Source organism: Halomonas cerina (assembly GCF_014192215.1).
GTDB lineage: Bacteria > Pseudomonadota > Gammaproteobacteria > Pseudomonadales > Halomonadaceae > Halomonas > Halomonas cerina.
In genome coordinates this window covers 19,949-33,842 of the sequence record NZ_JACHXP010000017.1, presented here as the reverse complement: position 1 = coordinate 33,842, position 13,894 = coordinate 19,949, and the positions used below count along the sequence as shown (strand labels likewise).

Annotated in this window: 13 protein-coding genes and 1 other RNA gene; 9 read left to right on the top strand and 5 right to left on the bottom strand. The window is 67.3% G+C overall.

Annotation, left to right across the window (positions count from 1 at the left end; all coding sequences use genetic code 11):
• Positions 1 to 64: 64 nt before the first annotated feature.
• On the bottom strand, positions 65 to 697 hold the full coding sequence (gene grpE, locus FHR94_RS15105) for a nucleotide exchange factor GrpE (RefSeq protein ID WP_183326771.1): 633 nt from the start codon (positions 695 to 697) through the stop codon (positions 65 to 67).
• Positions 698 to 945: 248 nt separating this feature from the next.
• Here grpE and recN point away from each other — a divergent pair, with 248 nt between their 5' ends.
• Complete coding sequence (gene recN, locus FHR94_RS15100) at positions 946 to 2,619, top strand: DNA repair protein RecN (protein ID WP_183326769.1); 1,674 nt, start codon at positions 946 to 948, stop codon at positions 2,617 to 2,619.
• Positions 2,620 to 2,702: 83 nt separating this feature from the next.
• Here recN and fur read toward each other — a convergent pair whose 3' ends face one another.
• Positions 2,703 to 3,149 carry a ferric iron uptake transcriptional regulator gene (gene fur / locus FHR94_RS15095; RefSeq protein WP_183326767.1) on the bottom strand — a complete coding sequence of 149 codons (447 nt, stop codon included), beginning with the start codon at positions 3,147 to 3,149 and terminating at the stop codon, positions 2,703 to 2,705.
• Positions 3,150 to 3,221: 72 nt separating this feature from the next.
• On the opposite strand from fur, the gene FHR94_RS15090 reads away from it, so the two are divergent.
• Positions 3,222 to 3,650: an outer membrane protein assembly factor BamE gene (locus tag FHR94_RS15090; RefSeq protein ID WP_183326765.1), complete on the top strand. Its 429-nt coding sequence runs from the start codon at positions 3,222 to 3,224 to the stop codon at positions 3,648 to 3,650.
• A gap of 13 nt (positions 3,651 to 3,663) precedes the next feature.
• Here FHR94_RS15090 and FHR94_RS15085 read toward each other — a convergent pair whose 3' ends face one another.
• Positions 3,664 to 3,978, bottom strand: coding sequence for an RnfH family protein (locus FHR94_RS15085; RefSeq protein ID WP_183326763.1), 315 nt, complete (start codon positions 3,976 to 3,978; stop codon positions 3,664 to 3,666).
• The gene (locus FHR94_RS15080; protein ID WP_183326761.1) at positions 3,965 to 4,402 is read right to left on the bottom strand and encodes a type II toxin-antitoxin system RatA family toxin; all 438 of its coding nucleotides are present in this window, start codon (positions 4,400 to 4,402) and stop codon (positions 3,965 to 3,967) included. Before FHR94_RS15080 ends, FHR94_RS15085 begins: the two co-directional genes overlap by 14 nt.
• Positions 4,403 to 4,535: 133 nt before the next feature.
• Between FHR94_RS15080 and smpB the strand changes: the two genes are divergently transcribed.
• The 3 genes from smpB (at position 4,536) to hutC (ending at position 6,475) form a co-directional block, all read left to right on the top strand.
• Positions 4,536 to 5,033, top strand: a complete 498-nt coding sequence (gene smpB / locus FHR94_RS15075; protein WP_183326759.1) for an SsrA-binding protein SmpB — start codon at positions 4,536 to 4,538, stop codon at positions 5,031 to 5,033.
• 110 nt (positions 5,034 to 5,143) lie between these two features.
• Positions 5,144 to 5,523: a transfer-messenger RNA gene (gene ssrA, locus FHR94_RS15070) on the top strand.
• Positions 5,524 to 5,764: 241 nt separating this feature from the next.
• Positions 5,765 to 6,475, top strand: coding sequence for a histidine utilization transcriptional repressor HutC (hutC, locus tag FHR94_RS15065; RefSeq protein ID WP_183326757.1), 711 nt, complete (start codon positions 5,765 to 5,767; stop codon positions 6,473 to 6,475).
• Between the two features lie 89 nt (positions 6,476 to 6,564).
• Here the strand turns inward: hutC and FHR94_RS15060 are convergent, their stop codons facing one another.
• Positions 6,565 to 7,890 (bottom strand): YjiH family protein, encoded by a 1,326-nt coding sequence (locus FHR94_RS15060; RefSeq protein WP_183326755.1) that lies wholly within the window; start codon positions 7,888 to 7,890, stop codon positions 6,565 to 6,567.
• Between the two features lie 300 nt (positions 7,891 to 8,190).
• On the opposite strand from FHR94_RS15060, the gene hutI reads away from it, so the two are divergent.
• The 4 genes from hutI to hutH all read left to right on the top strand — a co-directional run bounded on the left by hutI (position 8,191) and on the right by hutH (position 13,821).
• Positions 8,191 to 9,408: an imidazolonepropionase gene (gene hutI / locus FHR94_RS15055; RefSeq protein ID WP_183326753.1), complete on the top strand. Its 1,218-nt coding sequence runs from the start codon at positions 8,191 to 8,193 to the stop codon at positions 9,406 to 9,408.
• Positions 9,398 to 10,357, top strand: a complete 960-nt coding sequence (gene hutG / locus FHR94_RS15050) for a formimidoylglutamase (RefSeq protein WP_183326751.1) — start codon at positions 9,398 to 9,400, stop codon at positions 10,355 to 10,357. The genes hutI and hutG overlap by 11 nt, the downstream gene beginning before the upstream one ends.
• Before the next feature lie 56 nt (positions 10,358 to 10,413).
• On the top strand, positions 10,414 to 12,093 hold the full coding sequence (gene hutU, locus FHR94_RS15045) for a urocanate hydratase (protein WP_183326749.1): 1,680 nt from the start codon (positions 10,414 to 10,416) through the stop codon (positions 12,091 to 12,093).
• A 195-nt stretch (positions 12,094 to 12,288) separates the two neighbouring features.
• Complete coding sequence (gene hutH / locus FHR94_RS15040; RefSeq protein ID WP_183326747.1) at positions 12,289 to 13,821, top strand: histidine ammonia-lyase; 1,533 nt, start codon at positions 12,289 to 12,291, stop codon at positions 13,819 to 13,821.
• The last annotated feature ends 73 nt before the right edge of the window (positions 13,822 to 13,894 follow it).

Below are 13,894 nucleotides of genomic sequence, written 5' to 3'. Positions count from 1 at the left end.
TTGACGTCTATCTGGGGGCCGAGCGACGCTTTTCAAGCCCTGCCCCCGCAATTGTCGCGTCGGGTCACTCGGCGGCCTTGCTGACCACCACCATGGCGGGCCGCACCAGGCGCCCGTTAAGCAGGTAGCCCTTCTGCATCACCTCCATGACGGTGTTGGGCTCGAGCTCGGGGTTGGGCACCATGGCCATGGCCTCATGGTACTGCGGATCGAAGGGCTCGCCCTCGGGCTCCACCACTTCGACGCCGAACTTGGCCAGCACGTCGTGCTGCATCTTCAGCGTCATGGCCACCCCCTCGCGGTGCGCCTCGGTGGCATCCTCGCCCATGGCCTCCAGCGCCTTCTCCAGGCTATCGACCACCGGCAGCAGTTCCTTGACGAACTTCTCCAGGGCGAACTTGCGCGTCTTCTCGGCCTCCTGCTCGGCACGGCGACGCACGTTCTGGGCCTCGGCCGCGGTGCGCAGCGCCTGGTCCTTGGCCTCGGCCAGCGCCTGCTCGAGTTCCTCGACCTTCACCGCTAGCGCCTCGGCATCGCCACTCTCGAGGTTGTCGGCATCCGCCGAGGTCTGTTCGGCGGTCTCTGCCGCCTGGGCGGCATCCTGCAGCTCGCCCTCGGTGGGCTCGCGCTGCGGCTCGGCATCCTGGTCGGCGCGCTCCACTTCCTCTTCCAGTGGCGTCTGCGGTTGTTTGGCCATGTGGGTCTCCTGATGGCTTGGGGCGACGGCAAAGCCGCCAACACGACATGAATGTCACGGGCATCAATGTCGGAGGTATATGGGGCTGGCTGTGACGAACTCAAGGCGACGAAGGCAGATCTCTGGACCGTGCATTGTTCCGCCCGGCCGACTACTGTATAAACAGCCACTATCACTGTATAAACAACCACCACAGTGGATGGATGATCAGTCGTTTCGGACAGGCCCTGCGCCGGGAGACACGCACCATGCTGACAGAGCTCGCCATTCGTGACTTCGCCATCGTCGACCATCTGGAGCTCGAGCTCGCCGGCGGCATGACCGCCCTCACCGGCGAGACCGGGGCCGGCAAGTCGATCCTGCTCGACGCCCTGGGCCTGTGCCTAGGCGAGCGGGCCGACGCCGGCAGCGTGCGCCACGCCACCGAGCGGGCCGACCTCAGCGCCCGCTTCGACATCGCCACCCTCCCCGAGGCCCGTGCCTGGCTCGCCCGCCGCGAGTTGCCCGATGATGACTGCCTGCTGCGCCGGGTCGTGACCCGTGCCGGGCGCTCCAAGGCCTGGATCAACGGCCAGCCGACCACGGTGGCCGACCTCAAGGCGCTGGGCGAGCACCTCATCGAGATCCATGGCCAGCATGCCCACCAGGCCCTGTTGCGCGAGGAGACCCACCTGCGCCTGCTCGACGACTTCGCCGGCCATGGCCAGGCGGTGGCCGAGCTGGCCGAGACCTACCGGGCTTGGCGCGAGGCCCGGCGCCGGCTCAAGCGCCTGGCCGAGGACGGCGATGAAGTGCGCGCTCGTCGCCAACTGTTGCGTTACCAGGTCGAGGAGCTCGAGGCGCTGGCCCTGACCGAGGGCGAGCTCCAGGGACTGGAAGAGGAACAGGAGACGCTGGCCCACGCCGAGGAACGGCTGCAGGAGACCCGCTTCGCCGCGGAGTGCTGCGACGGCGAGGAAGGCGGCGTGCTGGCGCGGCTGACCCAGGCGATCAACCGGCTCTCGGCGCTTCCCGGCAGCGACCGCGGCGCCCTGGCCGAGGCGCTCTCCATGCTCGGTGACGCACGCATCCAGGTCGAGGAGGCCAGCCGCGAGCTCAACCACGTCGCCGCCGATGTCGAACTGGACCCGGAGCGCCTGGCCTGGGTCGAGGAGCGGCTGGGCGAGGTGCACCGCATCGCCCGCAAACACCACGTGCTGCCCGAGGAACTCACCGCGCTGCACCATACGCTGGCCACCGAGTTGGCCGGCATCGACGGCAGCGATGATGACCTCGATGCCCTTTCCCGGGAGGTCGAGGCCCTCAAGCAGCAGTGGTGCGAGCAGGCCGCCGTGATCAGCGAGACGCGCCACGAGGCCGCCGGCCGTTTCGGTCGGGCCGTGCAGGAGCAGCTGGCGTTCCTGGCCATGGGCAAGGCACGCTTCGAGGTCGAGGTGGCGCCGCGCGATACCTCGGCCCCGGAGGGTCAGGATCGCATTCGCTTCTTGATCAGTGCTAACCCCGGCCAGCCGGCCCGCCCTCTGGCCAAGGTGGCCTCGGGCGGTGAGCTGTCGCGCATCAGCCTGGCCATCCAGGTGGTGGCGGCGCAGCACTCCACCATCCCCAGCCTGGTGTTCGACGAGGTGGACGTGGGGGTCTCCGGCGCCACCGCGGAGATCGTCGGCCAGCTGCTGCGCCGGCTCGGCGAGAGCGGCCAGGTGATGACCGTCACCCACCTGCCCCAGGTGGCGGCCCAGGCCCACCGGCACCTGCACATCACCAAGCAGGCCAGGGAGGACATCACCCTGACCCGCATGACCCTGCTCGACGAGGCCGGCCGGGTGAGCGAGCTGGCCCGCATGCTGGGCGGCATGACCCTCACCGACCAGACCCTGGCCCATGCCCGGGAGATGCTCGACGCCAGCCAGCGCGCCCACCATTGAGCGCCCCGCCTACCAACGCAACACGGCCCCGATCCTGGGATCGGGGCCGCGGTCGAGTGCCTGGCGGGTTCAGCGGAGCAGTATCACTTCTTCTGGGTGCCTTCCTGGCGGGTCGACCGAGAGCCTCGAGGCCTCACGTAGAGCACCAAGGCATGGTCGACGAGCTCGTAGCCGTGCTCCTCGGCGATCTCCTGCTGGCGACGCTCGATGGTCTCGTCGTAGAACTCGATGATCTCGCCGCTGTCCAGGCACACCATGTGATCATGGTGCTCTTCCTGAGACAGCTCGAAGACGGCATGGCCGCCATCGAAGTTATGGCGGGTCACCAGCCCGGCGGACTCGAATTGCGTCAGCACGCGATAGACGGTGGCCAGGCCCACATCCTCGCCGGCTTCCAGCAGCGTCTTGTAGACGTCTTCGGCGCTCAGGTGGTGCTGGTCGGTGGCAGTCTCGAGGATCTGCAGGATCTTTAGGCGCGGCAGGGTCACTTTCAGACCGGCCTTGCGCAATTCATGGTTCTGGTCGGCCATGGTCGCTCTTCGCAGTATCGGGTAGGGTCGGTTATGATCGACCGAATCCACGATAGTGAAGAATGGGCGCAAATGCAAAAGCCGACCAGAATTGTCACCCTTTTCCTCTTGCTCTTCCTGACCAGCGGTTGCAGCTACTTCGGCGTGTATAAGCGCGATATCCCTCAGGGCAACCTGGTGACTGCCGGCATGGTCGAGCAGCTGCGTCCAGGCATGACCCGTCAGCAGGTGGCCGAGGTGATGGGCAGCCCCCTGCTCGAAGCCCCCTTCGATGCCGATGAGTGGGATTACGTCTACCGGCTGGAAGAGGCCTACGGTGGCGTGGAGCAGCGCCGTGTCACCCTCACCTTCGACGGCAACCGCCTGGCGGAGATCGCGCATGGTGGCGACTTCTCCCGCGCCCCGGCACTACCCGAGAATCGCGGCATCGGCCCGGCGAGCAAGGCGATCGACGATGTCCCGGAAGCCCCCCTCGACAACGTTACCCCGGACCGCCCCTGAGACCGGTCCGCCCCTAGCGCTTGCCGCGTACCGCTCGCTCGGCCCGGGCGGCCTTGGGATCGATCTGCAGCGGGCGATAGACCTCGACCCGGTCACCCTCCCGAAGCACCACGCGTTCGGGGTCGCGCAGTCGCCGACCGAAGATGCCGAGATCGGCGTCGCGAAAGGTGGAAGGCGGAAGCTCCGGGAAGTGCGCCTCTAGCCGGGCCAGACTCACCGCCTGGCGCGCCGAGGTGCCCGCGGGCACCTCGAGGCTCACGAGGCGTTGCCGCTCAGGCAACGCGAAGGCCACCTCGACGCGCAGCCGGCGCCGCTTAACGCCGGCCATAGACGTTGTCGGCCCGGTGCGTGAACGCATCCACCAGCTGCCCCGCGACCTGCTGGAACAGCTTGCCGAAGGCCATGCCCAGCAGGCGGCTGGCGAACTCGAACTCCATCTCGAGGCTCACCTTGCAGGCATCCTGGCCCATGGGCGTGAACTGCCAGCGACCGCGCAAGCGCTTGAACGGCCCCTTGACCAAGGACAGCTCGATGCGCTCCGGCTCGTAGAGGTCGTTGCGAGTGGTGAAGCTTTGCTCGATGCCGGCGCGCCCCAGGGTCATCTCCCCCACCAGGTGGGCCTTGTCCTGCTCGATCAGGCGCGCCTTCCGACAGCCTGGAAGGAACTCCGGGTAGCGCTCGAAATCGTTGACCAGATCGAACATTTCTCGAGGGGTGTGCCGCACCAGGGCGGACCGATTGACCGTTGGCATTGACCTCTCCGCTGACTTCAGGGGGCCCAAGGCGTATCATGAGCGGTTATTTCGACCTTGAATGATATCATGCTTCCCCCCATATCGGAGGGGTCGCCACACAGAGGTCGCACCGATCACGTCACGAGGTTCCATGGCCAACAAGAAAGGGAAAGGCAAGGGCAAGGGCCCTGGCAACAATGTCATCGCCCTGAACAAGAAGGCGCGGTTCGAATATCACATCGACGAGACCTTCGAGGCGGGGGTGGCGTTGGCCGGCTGGGAGGTGAAGAGCATGCGTGCCGGCAAGGCGCAGCTCACCGACACCTACATTCTGGTCAAGAACGGCGAGGCCTGGCTGCTGGGCAGCCACATCACGCCGCTCAATACCGCCAGCACCCACGAGGTGGCCGACCCCACGCGCACCCGCAAGTTGCTGCTGCACCGCAAGGAGATCGCCAAGATCTTCTCGCGCACGCAGGACAAGGGACACACCTGCGTGCCGTTAAAGCTCTACTGGAAGGGCAACCTGATCAAGTGCGAGCTGGCGCTGGTGACTGGCAAGAAGCAGCACGACAAGCGCGCCACCGAGAAGAGCCGCGACTGGCAGCGGCAGAAGGGACGCATCATGCGGGAACAAAACAAGGCTTGACGGGTCACAGAGTGCATCTCCTGCAGACTGACGACCATGACGCTTCCGGCGGGAACAAACCCTTCTGAGAGCTGTCATAAAAAAAGACATCCTGTTAGGATGAGTGTTGAGGGGGCGACATGGCTTCGACGCCGGTGACAACCCCTGCGGTGCATGCCGAGAGCGTGATGTATCTCGTAAATCCAACATCACGACAAATAGTCGCAAACGACGACAACTACGCTCAGGGCGCGCTGGCAGCCTAAAGACTGCTAGCTTCTAGCCCGGCCCGAAGGCGATGTGCCCATTCATCGCTGACGGGATACGAGCCAAGACTGATGGGATCGCGGTTGGTGGTGTCCTCTCGCCAATCGTTAAACTTGACGAGGAATCGTGTCGCTGGATCCTGCCCGTCGGAGCCAGAGGCGCTAAAGCAAAAGACGGACCTAAGCATGTAGAGCCAATGGGCGAGTACCGGCGGACGCGGGTTCAATTCCCGCCGCCTCCACCAAACCAAGGTTTCAGGACTTCCCAAGAAGCACCAGAAACCGCATGAACAGGGGCCTCCGGGCCCCTTTCTTGTGTCTGGACGCCCCACCACATCCTTTGACATACCCCCACAACTGGGGGTGAAGTGGTCCCCCTCCTCTGGACCACCTGACAGGTCTTCTATCCAGACCGCGGGGGTGTGTTGGGCGCTTAGGGTGGTAGACTAGTTGTATAGACATTAGCCTCGCGTGAAAGGATGCCCAATGGCCAGCGCCTCCCCCCTCTACCAACAGATCCAGCAGCACCTGCTGGAGAAGATTCAGGGCGGCGACTGGCCAGCGCACCACCAGATCCCCCCGGAGGAGCAGCTGGCCCGGGACTTCGGCGTCAGCCGCATGACCGCCAACAAGGCCATCCGCGATTTGGTGCAGCAAGGGTATCTGACCCGCCAGCCCGGTGTCGGGACCTTCGTCACCGACCACAAGGCGGAATCCTCCCTGGTCGAGGTCCACAACATCGCCGCCGAGGTCGAGGGCCGCGGCCATGCCTACAGCAGCCAGGTGCTCGCCGCCGAGGCGCTGGACGCCGGCGATGAGGTGTCCATGCGCCTCGGGGTGCGCCTGGGGACCCGGGTCTTCCACACCCTGATCGTCCACCGGGAGGATGGCGTGCCCATCCAGCTCGAGGATCGCTACGTCAATCCCCGCCAGGTTCCCCACTACCTCGAGACAGACTTCACCCGCCATACGCCCAACGAGGTGCTGGTGGCGGCCTGCCCGATCAGCGACGTCGAGCATGTGGTGGAGGCCGTCACGGTGGATCCCGACACCGCCAAGCTGCTCGAGATTACGCCCAACCAACCCTGCCTGCGCATGATCCGCCGCACCTGGTCCGGCGACCACCTGGTCAGCTATGCCCGGCTGATCCACCCGGGGGACCGCTACAAGCTGCGCTCCTCACTGCACACCGCCTGACAGGGCGATACACGCCGCAAGAAAAGGCCGGAGGCGAACGCCTCCGGCCTTTTGCATGGAATGGCGCCCGTCGGAGCGCCCTCCGGGCGTCACAGCAGGGACTGAACCAGGAGCCCGGTGGGCACCGCCAGCAGCAAACTCAATGCCACCCGCAGGAACCAGACGACCACGATGCGCCCCACCGAGATCGGGATGCTGGTGGACAGGATGCAGGGGATCGAGGCGGAGAAGAACAGCACCGCGGACACCGAGACCACGCCGGTAGCGAAGCGCGCCACGAAGCCGGCATCCCCCATTAGCAGCGCCGGCAGGAACATTTCGGCCAAACCGGCGGCCGAGGCCTGGGCCACCGCGGCGGCCTCCTCCACGCCCCACACGGCGACGAAGGGATAGAACACCCAGCCGAGCCATTCGAAGACCGGGGTGTACTTGGCCAGCAGGAGACCGGCCAGACCGACGGACATGATGGACGGCAGGATGCTGATGGCCATGATCAGGCCCTCGCGGAAGTTCAGCGCCACGCTGGCCGGCAGGCTGGGCGCCTTGGCGGCCACGTCCAGGCCGGTGTTCCAGGCGGTGGCGAGCCGCCGGCCGGACTCGGCCTCCGGCTCGGGGTCGGTCTTGGTGTCGTCCATGCCGGACAGCGGCGGAATCCGCACGGTGATGGCAGTGACCAGGAAGGTGATGACCAGGGTCAGCCAGAAATAGGCGTTCCAGACGCTCATCAGGTCCAGGGTCTTGGCGACGATGATCATGAAAGTTACCGAGACGGTGGAGAAGCCGGTGGCGATGATCGCCGCCTCGCGGGCGGAATACTCGCCCGCCTGATAGACCCGGTTGGTGATCAGCAGGCCAATAGAATAGCTGCCGACGAAGGAGGCGACGGCGTCGATGGCGCTACGCCCCGGGGTGCGCCAGATCGGGCGCATGATCGGCTGGACCAGCACCCCGATCAGCTCGAGCAGGCCGAAGCCGATCAGCAGCGCCAGGAAGATGGCGCCGATCGGCACGATCAGGCCCACCGGGATGACCAGCTTCTCGAACAGGAAAGGCAGCATGTCCGGGGTGTGCAGGAAGGCCGGCCCCCAGCCGGTCAGCGCCAGCACGGCCGTCAGGATCCCCGCGAACTTTAGCACGGTGAAGATGACATCGGTGAGGCTGCGCCGCCAGATGCCCTTGTAGAGCGGGTAGATGGCCCCCGCCACGATCAGCGTCAGGGCGTAATAGCCGCTAGCCCCGCCCAGCAGCGCCTTGGCCCCGGTGACCATGTGATCCAGCGGGATGGTGGTCTTGCCCCCAAGGGTCAGGGGCACGAAGAAGATCAGCACGCCCAGCAGGCTGGGCAGGAACAGCTTGAGCACGGTGGCCGAGGAATGGCGATGCGCCGTTGGCGAGACAGAAGGAGGGGTGGACATGGAACACTCCTGGATTGTCGTTGTGGTTGGGGATGACGGGATGCCGTATTAATGTATATACATTATGAGCCGGTCGCACGCCAACATCTTGCGCGCCGCCGCCTTACACTTTGGTCGAAGGCGCGGAAGGAGCAACGATAACCGCGTGATGCGAACCTCCATATATTATTGATTTTATATGATTATTCAGGCAACTCCGCTCGTCTCATCCCACCATGAGCCGGATCGCCAAAGAGGGTGACGAAGGCGGAGAGATGGGCTAACATTTGTATATACAATAAGACAGCAGGAGGCACTGACATGACACAAACACCGCCGAATCGCCGACTCTGGAGCGACGTCACCGTCTTCGACGGGCTGGCCACGCTGCCGGACCCCATGGCGGTGATCGTCGAGGACGAACGGATCGCCCGCCTGATCCCCATGGCGGAGTTCAGCGACCCGCTTGCCGACGCCTGCCGGGACATGGGCAGCGGCGGCGTGATGACGCCGGGCCTGGTGGACTGCCATACCCATCTCGTCTTCGGCGGTGGGCGTGCCGACGAATTCGAAGCCCGACTCGAGGGCGTCAGCTACGAGGAGATCGCCCGACGCGGCGGCGGTATACTCAGCACCGTGAAGGCCACCCGTGAGGCCTCCGAGGAGAGCCTCTTCCGGGCCGCCCTGCCCCGCCTGGAGGCGATGATCGCCGATGGCGCCACCACCGTGGAGATCAAGTCGGGCTACGGCCTCACCGTAGCGGACGAACTGAAGATGCTGCGCGTGGCCCGCCGCCTCGGCGAGGCCCTGCCGGTCCGCGTGGTCACCACCCTGCTCGGCGCCCATGCCCTGCCGCCGGAGTACCGGGACGACGGCGACGCCTACATCGACCTGGTCTGCGAGGAGATGATCCCGGCGGCCGCCGCCGAGGGGCTGGCCGACGCGGTGGACGTCTTCTGCGAGAAGATCGCCTTCTCGGTGGCCCAGTGCGAGCGGGTCTTCCAGGCCGCGAAGGCGCACGGCCTGCCCGTCAAGGCTCACGCCGAGCAGCTCTCCAACCTCGGCGGCACCGCCCTGGCCGCCCGCCACGGCGCGCTCTCCGCCGACCATATCGAGTACCTCGATCAGGCCGGCATCGATGCCATGCGCGAAGCCGGCAGCGTGGCGGTGATCCTGCCCGGGGCCTTCCACACCCTGCGCGAGACCCAGCAACCGCCCGTCGCCGCCCTGCGCCAGGCCGGGGTGCCCATGGCCGTGGCCACCGACGCCAACCCGGGCAGCTCGCCGCTGTTCATGCCGACCCTGATGCTCAACCTGGCCTGCACCCTGTTCCGCCTCACGCCCTCCGAGGCGCTGGCCGGCATGACCGCCCATGGTGCCGCCGCCCTCGGCCTCACGGGGCTGGGCCGGATCCAGGAAGGGACGCCGGCCGACCTCTGCGTCTGGGACATCGACTCGCCGGCGGAGCTGGCCTATGCCGTCCAGCCGGGCCGTCTGCGTCAGCGTGTCTTCCAGGGAGTCCCCAGCCATGACGCCTGAACACGAGCTTCCCACCGCCATCGACATGAGCCTGTGGCAGGGTCGCACGGACCCGGAGCCGGACAGCGAGCGCTGGCACCAGCGCATCCGCCCTCTCGAGGCCGGTGCCGTCCCGGGCACCGTGCTGATCGGCTTCGCCAGCGACGCCGGCGTCGCCCGCAACCAGGGCCGTCCCGGCGCCACCGCCGGCCCCAAGGCCATTCGCCGCGCCCTGGCTCCGCTGGCCTGGCACCGCCGAGGCCCGGCCCATGATGCCGGCGACGTGACCTGCGAAGGCGACGCCCTGGAGGACGCCCAGGCCGAGCTGGCTGACCGCCTGGCCCCGCTGCTCGATGCCGGGCACCTGCCCATCGTGCTGGGCGGCGGCCACGAGGTGGCCTATGCCAGCTGGTCCGGGCTGGCCCGCCATCTCGAGCGGGGGGCCGAGCCTCCCCGCGTGGGCATCATCAACTTCGATGCCCACTTCGACCTGCGCGACCCGGCCCAGGTGCGCTCCTCCGGCACGCCCTTCGCCCAGATCGCCGAACGCTGCCAGGCCCGCGGCTGGCCCTTCCGCTACGCCTGCCTGGGCGTCAGCCGGGCCGCCAATACCCGCGCCCTCTTCCAGCGTGCCGAGGCACTCGACGTGCTGGTCCGGGAGGATCGCGAGTTCGACCCGCTGCGCCTCGACGCCATCCGGCGCGACGTGGGGCGCTTCGTGGCCGCCTGCGACCACCTCTACCTCACCATCGACCTGGACGTGCTGCCCGCCGCCGAGGCGCCGGGCGTCAGCGCGCCCGCCCCGCGCGGCGTGTCGCTGGCCCTGCTCGAACCACTGCTCGAGGTGATCCGCGACAGCGGCAAGCTGCGCCTGGCCGACCTGGCCGAGCTCAACCCCCGTTTCGACGTGGACGCCCGCACCGCCAAGGTGGCGGCGCGGCTCGTCCATCTGCTGACCCTGAACGGCTGAACCGGCACGCCAGCCGTCAGCCCCCTTACCGCGAAAACCCAGCGAGGATTCCGAGCATGTCCCATACCGACAAGCGTCACGACCCCAGCCGCCGGATCGCCGCGCCCACCGGGCCCGAACTGTCCTGCAAGAGCTGGCTCAGCGAAGCGCCGCTGCGCATGCTGATGAACAACCTGCACCCTGACGTCGCCGAGCGCCCCGAGGACCTGGTGGTCTACGGCGGCATCGGCCGCGCCGCCCGCGACTGGGAGTGCTTCGACAAGATCGTCGAGACCCTCCGGCGCCTGGAGGACCACCAGTCCCTGCTGATCCAGTCCGGCAAGCCGGTGGGTGTCTTCGAGACCCACAAGGATGCCCCCCGGGTGCTGATCGCCAACTCCAACCTGGTGCCGGCCTGGGCCAACTGGGAGCACTTCAACGAGCTGGATCGCAAGGGGCTGATGATGTACGGCCAGATGACCGCCGGCTCCTGGATCTACATCGGCTCCCAGGGCATCGTCCAGGGCACCTTTGAAACCTTCGTCGAGGCCGGCCGCCAGCACTACGGCGGCGACCTCAAGGGCCGCTGGATCCTCACCGCCGGCCTCGGCGGCATGGGTGGCGCCCAGCCCCTGGCCGCGACCCTGGCCGGCGCGACTTCGCTTACCATCGAGTGTCAGCAGTCGCGCCTCGACTTCCGCCTGCGCACCCGCTATCTGGACGAGCAGGCCGAGGACCTGGACGACGCCCTGGCCCGCCTCGAGCGCTACACCGCCGAGGGCCAGGCCATCTCCATCGGCCTGTGCGCCAACGCCGCCGACATCCTGCCGGAACTCGTGCGCCGTGGCGTGAAGCCCGACATGGTCACCGACCAAACCAGCGCCCATGACCCGCTGCACGGCTACCTGCCCTCCGGCTGGACCTGGGAAGAGTACGTGGCCCGCGGTGAGTCCGAGCCCGACGCGGTGGTCAAGGCCGCCAAGGCGTCCATGGCGGTGCACGTCAAGGCCATGCTCGACTTCCAGGCCCAGGGCATTCCCACCTTCGACTACGGCAACAACATCCGCCAGATGGCCCAGGAAGAGGGCGTCGACAACGCCTTCGACTTCCCCGGCTTCGTGCCGGCCTACATCCGTCCGCTGTTCTGCCAGGGCATCGGCCCCTTCCGCTGGGCGGCGCTGTCCGGCGACCCCGACGACATCTACAAGACCGACCAGAAGGTCAAGGAGCTGATCCCCGACGACCCGCACCTGCATAACTGGCTCGACATGGCCAGGGAGCGGATCGCCTTCCAGGGCCTGCCGGCGCGGATCTGCTGGGTCGGCCTCAAGGACCGCGCCCGCCTGGGTCAGGCCTTCAACGAGATGGTCAAGAGCGGCGAGCTCAAGGCGCCGGTGGTGATCGGCCGCGACCACCTGGACTCCGGCTCGGTAGCCAGCCCCAACCGCGAGACCGAGGCGATGATGGACGGCTCCGACGCCGTGTCCGACTGGCCGTTGCTCAACGCCCTGCTCAACTGCGCCTCCGGCGCCACCTGGGTGTCGCTGCACCACGGCGGCGGCGTGGGCATGGGCTACTCCCAGCATGCCGGGGTGGTGATCGTCGCCGACGGCAGCGAGGATGCCCATGCCCGCCTGGGCCGGGTGCTGCGCAACGACCCGGGCACCGGCGTCATGCGTCACGTCGATGCCGGCTACGACATCGCCAAGCAGTGTGCCCGCGAGAACGGACTCGACCTGCCGATGCTCGAAGGGTAAGAGCTCCTTTGACCATTCGACGAAAGCGATGAGCTTTTCCGGTGACAAGCCTGCACGAGGGCGCTGTGAACCCTTCCTTGGGCGCTACTTTTGCCATCCCTGGCAAAAGACCCTCGCTCCGGCTTGTCCCCGGCGCTCATCTCGCTGCCCCTATGGAAAATGTGCTCTAAGAGAGGCCCACATGGAGTGCCCAACATGCCCCATCTCGAGATCACTCCCGGCCGGATGACCCTGGCGCAGGCGCGCCGGATCTTCGAGGCCGCTGTGACGGTGGAGTTGCCGGCCAGCGCCGACGCCGACATCCAGAAAGCCGTCGACTGCGTCAACCGCGTAATTGCCGAGGACCGCACCGTCTACGGCATCAACACCGGCTTCGGCCTGCTGGCCCAGACCCGCATCGAGAAGGACTACCTCGAGGACCTGCAGCGTGCTCTGGTGCTCTCCCATGCCACCGGCGTCGGCGAGCCCATGAGCGACGACCTGGTGCGCCTGGTCATGGTGCTCAAGGTCAACAGCCTGGCCCGCGGCTTCTCCGGCATCCGCCGCAAGGTGCTGGACGCCCTGGTGGCCCTGATCAACGCCGAGGTCTACCCGCATATCCCGCTCAAGGGGTCCGTCGGCGCGTCAGGGGATCTCGCCCCCCTGGCCCATATGAGCGTGGTCCTGCTCGGCGAGGGCAAGGCCCGCCACAAGGGCGAATGGCTGCCGGCCATCGAGGCGCTGGCCATCGCCGGCCTCGAGCCGCTGGCCCTGGCACCGAAGGAGGGCCTGGCGCTGCTCAACGGCACCCAGGTGTCCACCGCCTATGGCCTCAAGGGGCTGTTCGAGGCCGAAGACCTCTTCGCCGCCGCCGCCGTGTGCGGCTCGCTCACCGTGGAGGCGACCCTGAGCTCACGCTCGCCCTTCGATGCGCGCATCCACGAGGTGCGCGGCCAGCGCGGCCAGATCGACGCCGCCGGCGCCTATCGCCACCTGCTGGGCAGCCGCAGCGAGATCAGCGATTCCCATGCCCATTGCGGCAAGGTCCAGGACCCCTACTCCCTGCGCTGCCAGCCCCAGGTGATGGGGTCTGTCCTGACCCAGATCCGCCAGGCAGCCGAGGTGCTGGCCGTGGAGGTCAATGCGGTCTCCGACAACCCCCTGGTCTTCGCCGAGCAGTTCGACGTCATCTCCGGCGGCAACTTCCACGCCGAGCCGGTGGCCATGGCCGCCGACAACCTGGCGTTGGCGATCGCCGAGATCGGCTCGCTCACCGAGCGCCGCGTCTCGCTGATGATGGACCAGCACATGTCCCAATTGCCGCCCTTCCTGGTCGAGAACGGCGGCGTGAACTCGGGCTTTATGATCGCCCAGGTCACCGCCGCGGCCCTGGCGAGTGAGAACAAGGCCCTGGCCCATCCGCACAGCGTCGACAGCCTGCCGACCTCGGCCAACCAGGAGGACCACGTCTCCATGGCGCCGGCCGCCGGCAAGCGCCTCTGGGAGATGGCCGACAACGTCCGCGGCATCCTGGCCATCGAGTGGCTGGCCGCCTGCCAGGGCATCGACATGCGCCACGGCCTGACCACCTCGCCGGCCCTGGAGGAGGCGCGTCGCACCCTGCGCGAGCGCGTCGCCTACTATGACAAGGACCGCTTCTTCGGCCCGGACATCGAGGCGGCCAGCGACCTGCTGGCGCGGCGCACCCTCAGTCACCTGGTGCCCGGCGACCTGCTGCCGAGCCGCTGAGCCAGATGGCAGACACCCCGCGCCTACGCGAGGCATCTACGCCCCACCCCAGAGAAGGAGAGCGTTTCTTGAC

Coding starts and splice junctions, on each gene's coding strand:
- hutU (WP_183326749.1), top strand. CDS start 10,414: ATGTCCCATACCGACAAGCGTCACGACCCCAGCCGCCGGATCGCCGCG.
- grpE (WP_183326771.1), bottom strand. CDS start 697: ATGGCCAAACAACCGCAGACGCCACTGGAAGAGGAAGTGGAGCGCGCC.
- FHR94_RS15085 (WP_183326763.1), bottom strand. CDS start 3,978: ATGGCCGGCGTTAAGCGGCGCCGGCTGCGCGTCGAGGTGGCCTTCGCG.
- recN (WP_183326769.1), top strand. CDS start 946: ATGCTGACAGAGCTCGCCATTCGTGACTTCGCCATCGTCGACCATCTG.
- FHR94_RS15080 (WP_183326761.1), bottom strand. CDS start 4,402: ATGCCAACGGTCAATCGGTCCGCCCTGGTGCGGCACACCCCTCGAGAA.
- smpB (WP_183326759.1), top strand. CDS start 4,536: ATGGCCAACAAGAAAGGGAAAGGCAAGGGCAAGGGCCCTGGCAACAAT.
- FHR94_RS15060 (WP_183326755.1), bottom strand. CDS start 7,890: ATGTCCACCCCTCCTTCTGTCTCGCCAACGGCGCATCGCCATTCCTCG.
- hutC (WP_183326757.1), top strand. CDS start 5,765: ATGGCCAGCGCCTCCCCCCTCTACCAACAGATCCAGCAGCACCTGCTG.
- hutG (WP_183326751.1), top strand. CDS start 9,398: ATGACGCCTGAACACGAGCTTCCCACCGCCATCGACATGAGCCTGTGG.
- hutI (WP_183326753.1), top strand. CDS start 8,191: ATGACACAAACACCGCCGAATCGCCGACTCTGGAGCGACGTCACCGTC.
- FHR94_RS15090 (WP_183326765.1), top strand. CDS start 3,222: ATGCAAAAGCCGACCAGAATTGTCACCCTTTTCCTCTTGCTCTTCCTG.
- fur (WP_183326767.1), bottom strand. CDS start 3,149: ATGGCCGACCAGAACCATGAATTGCGCAAGGCCGGTCTGAAAGTGACC.
- hutH (WP_183326747.1), top strand. CDS start 12,289: ATGCCCCATCTCGAGATCACTCCCGGCCGGATGACCCTGGCGCAGGCG.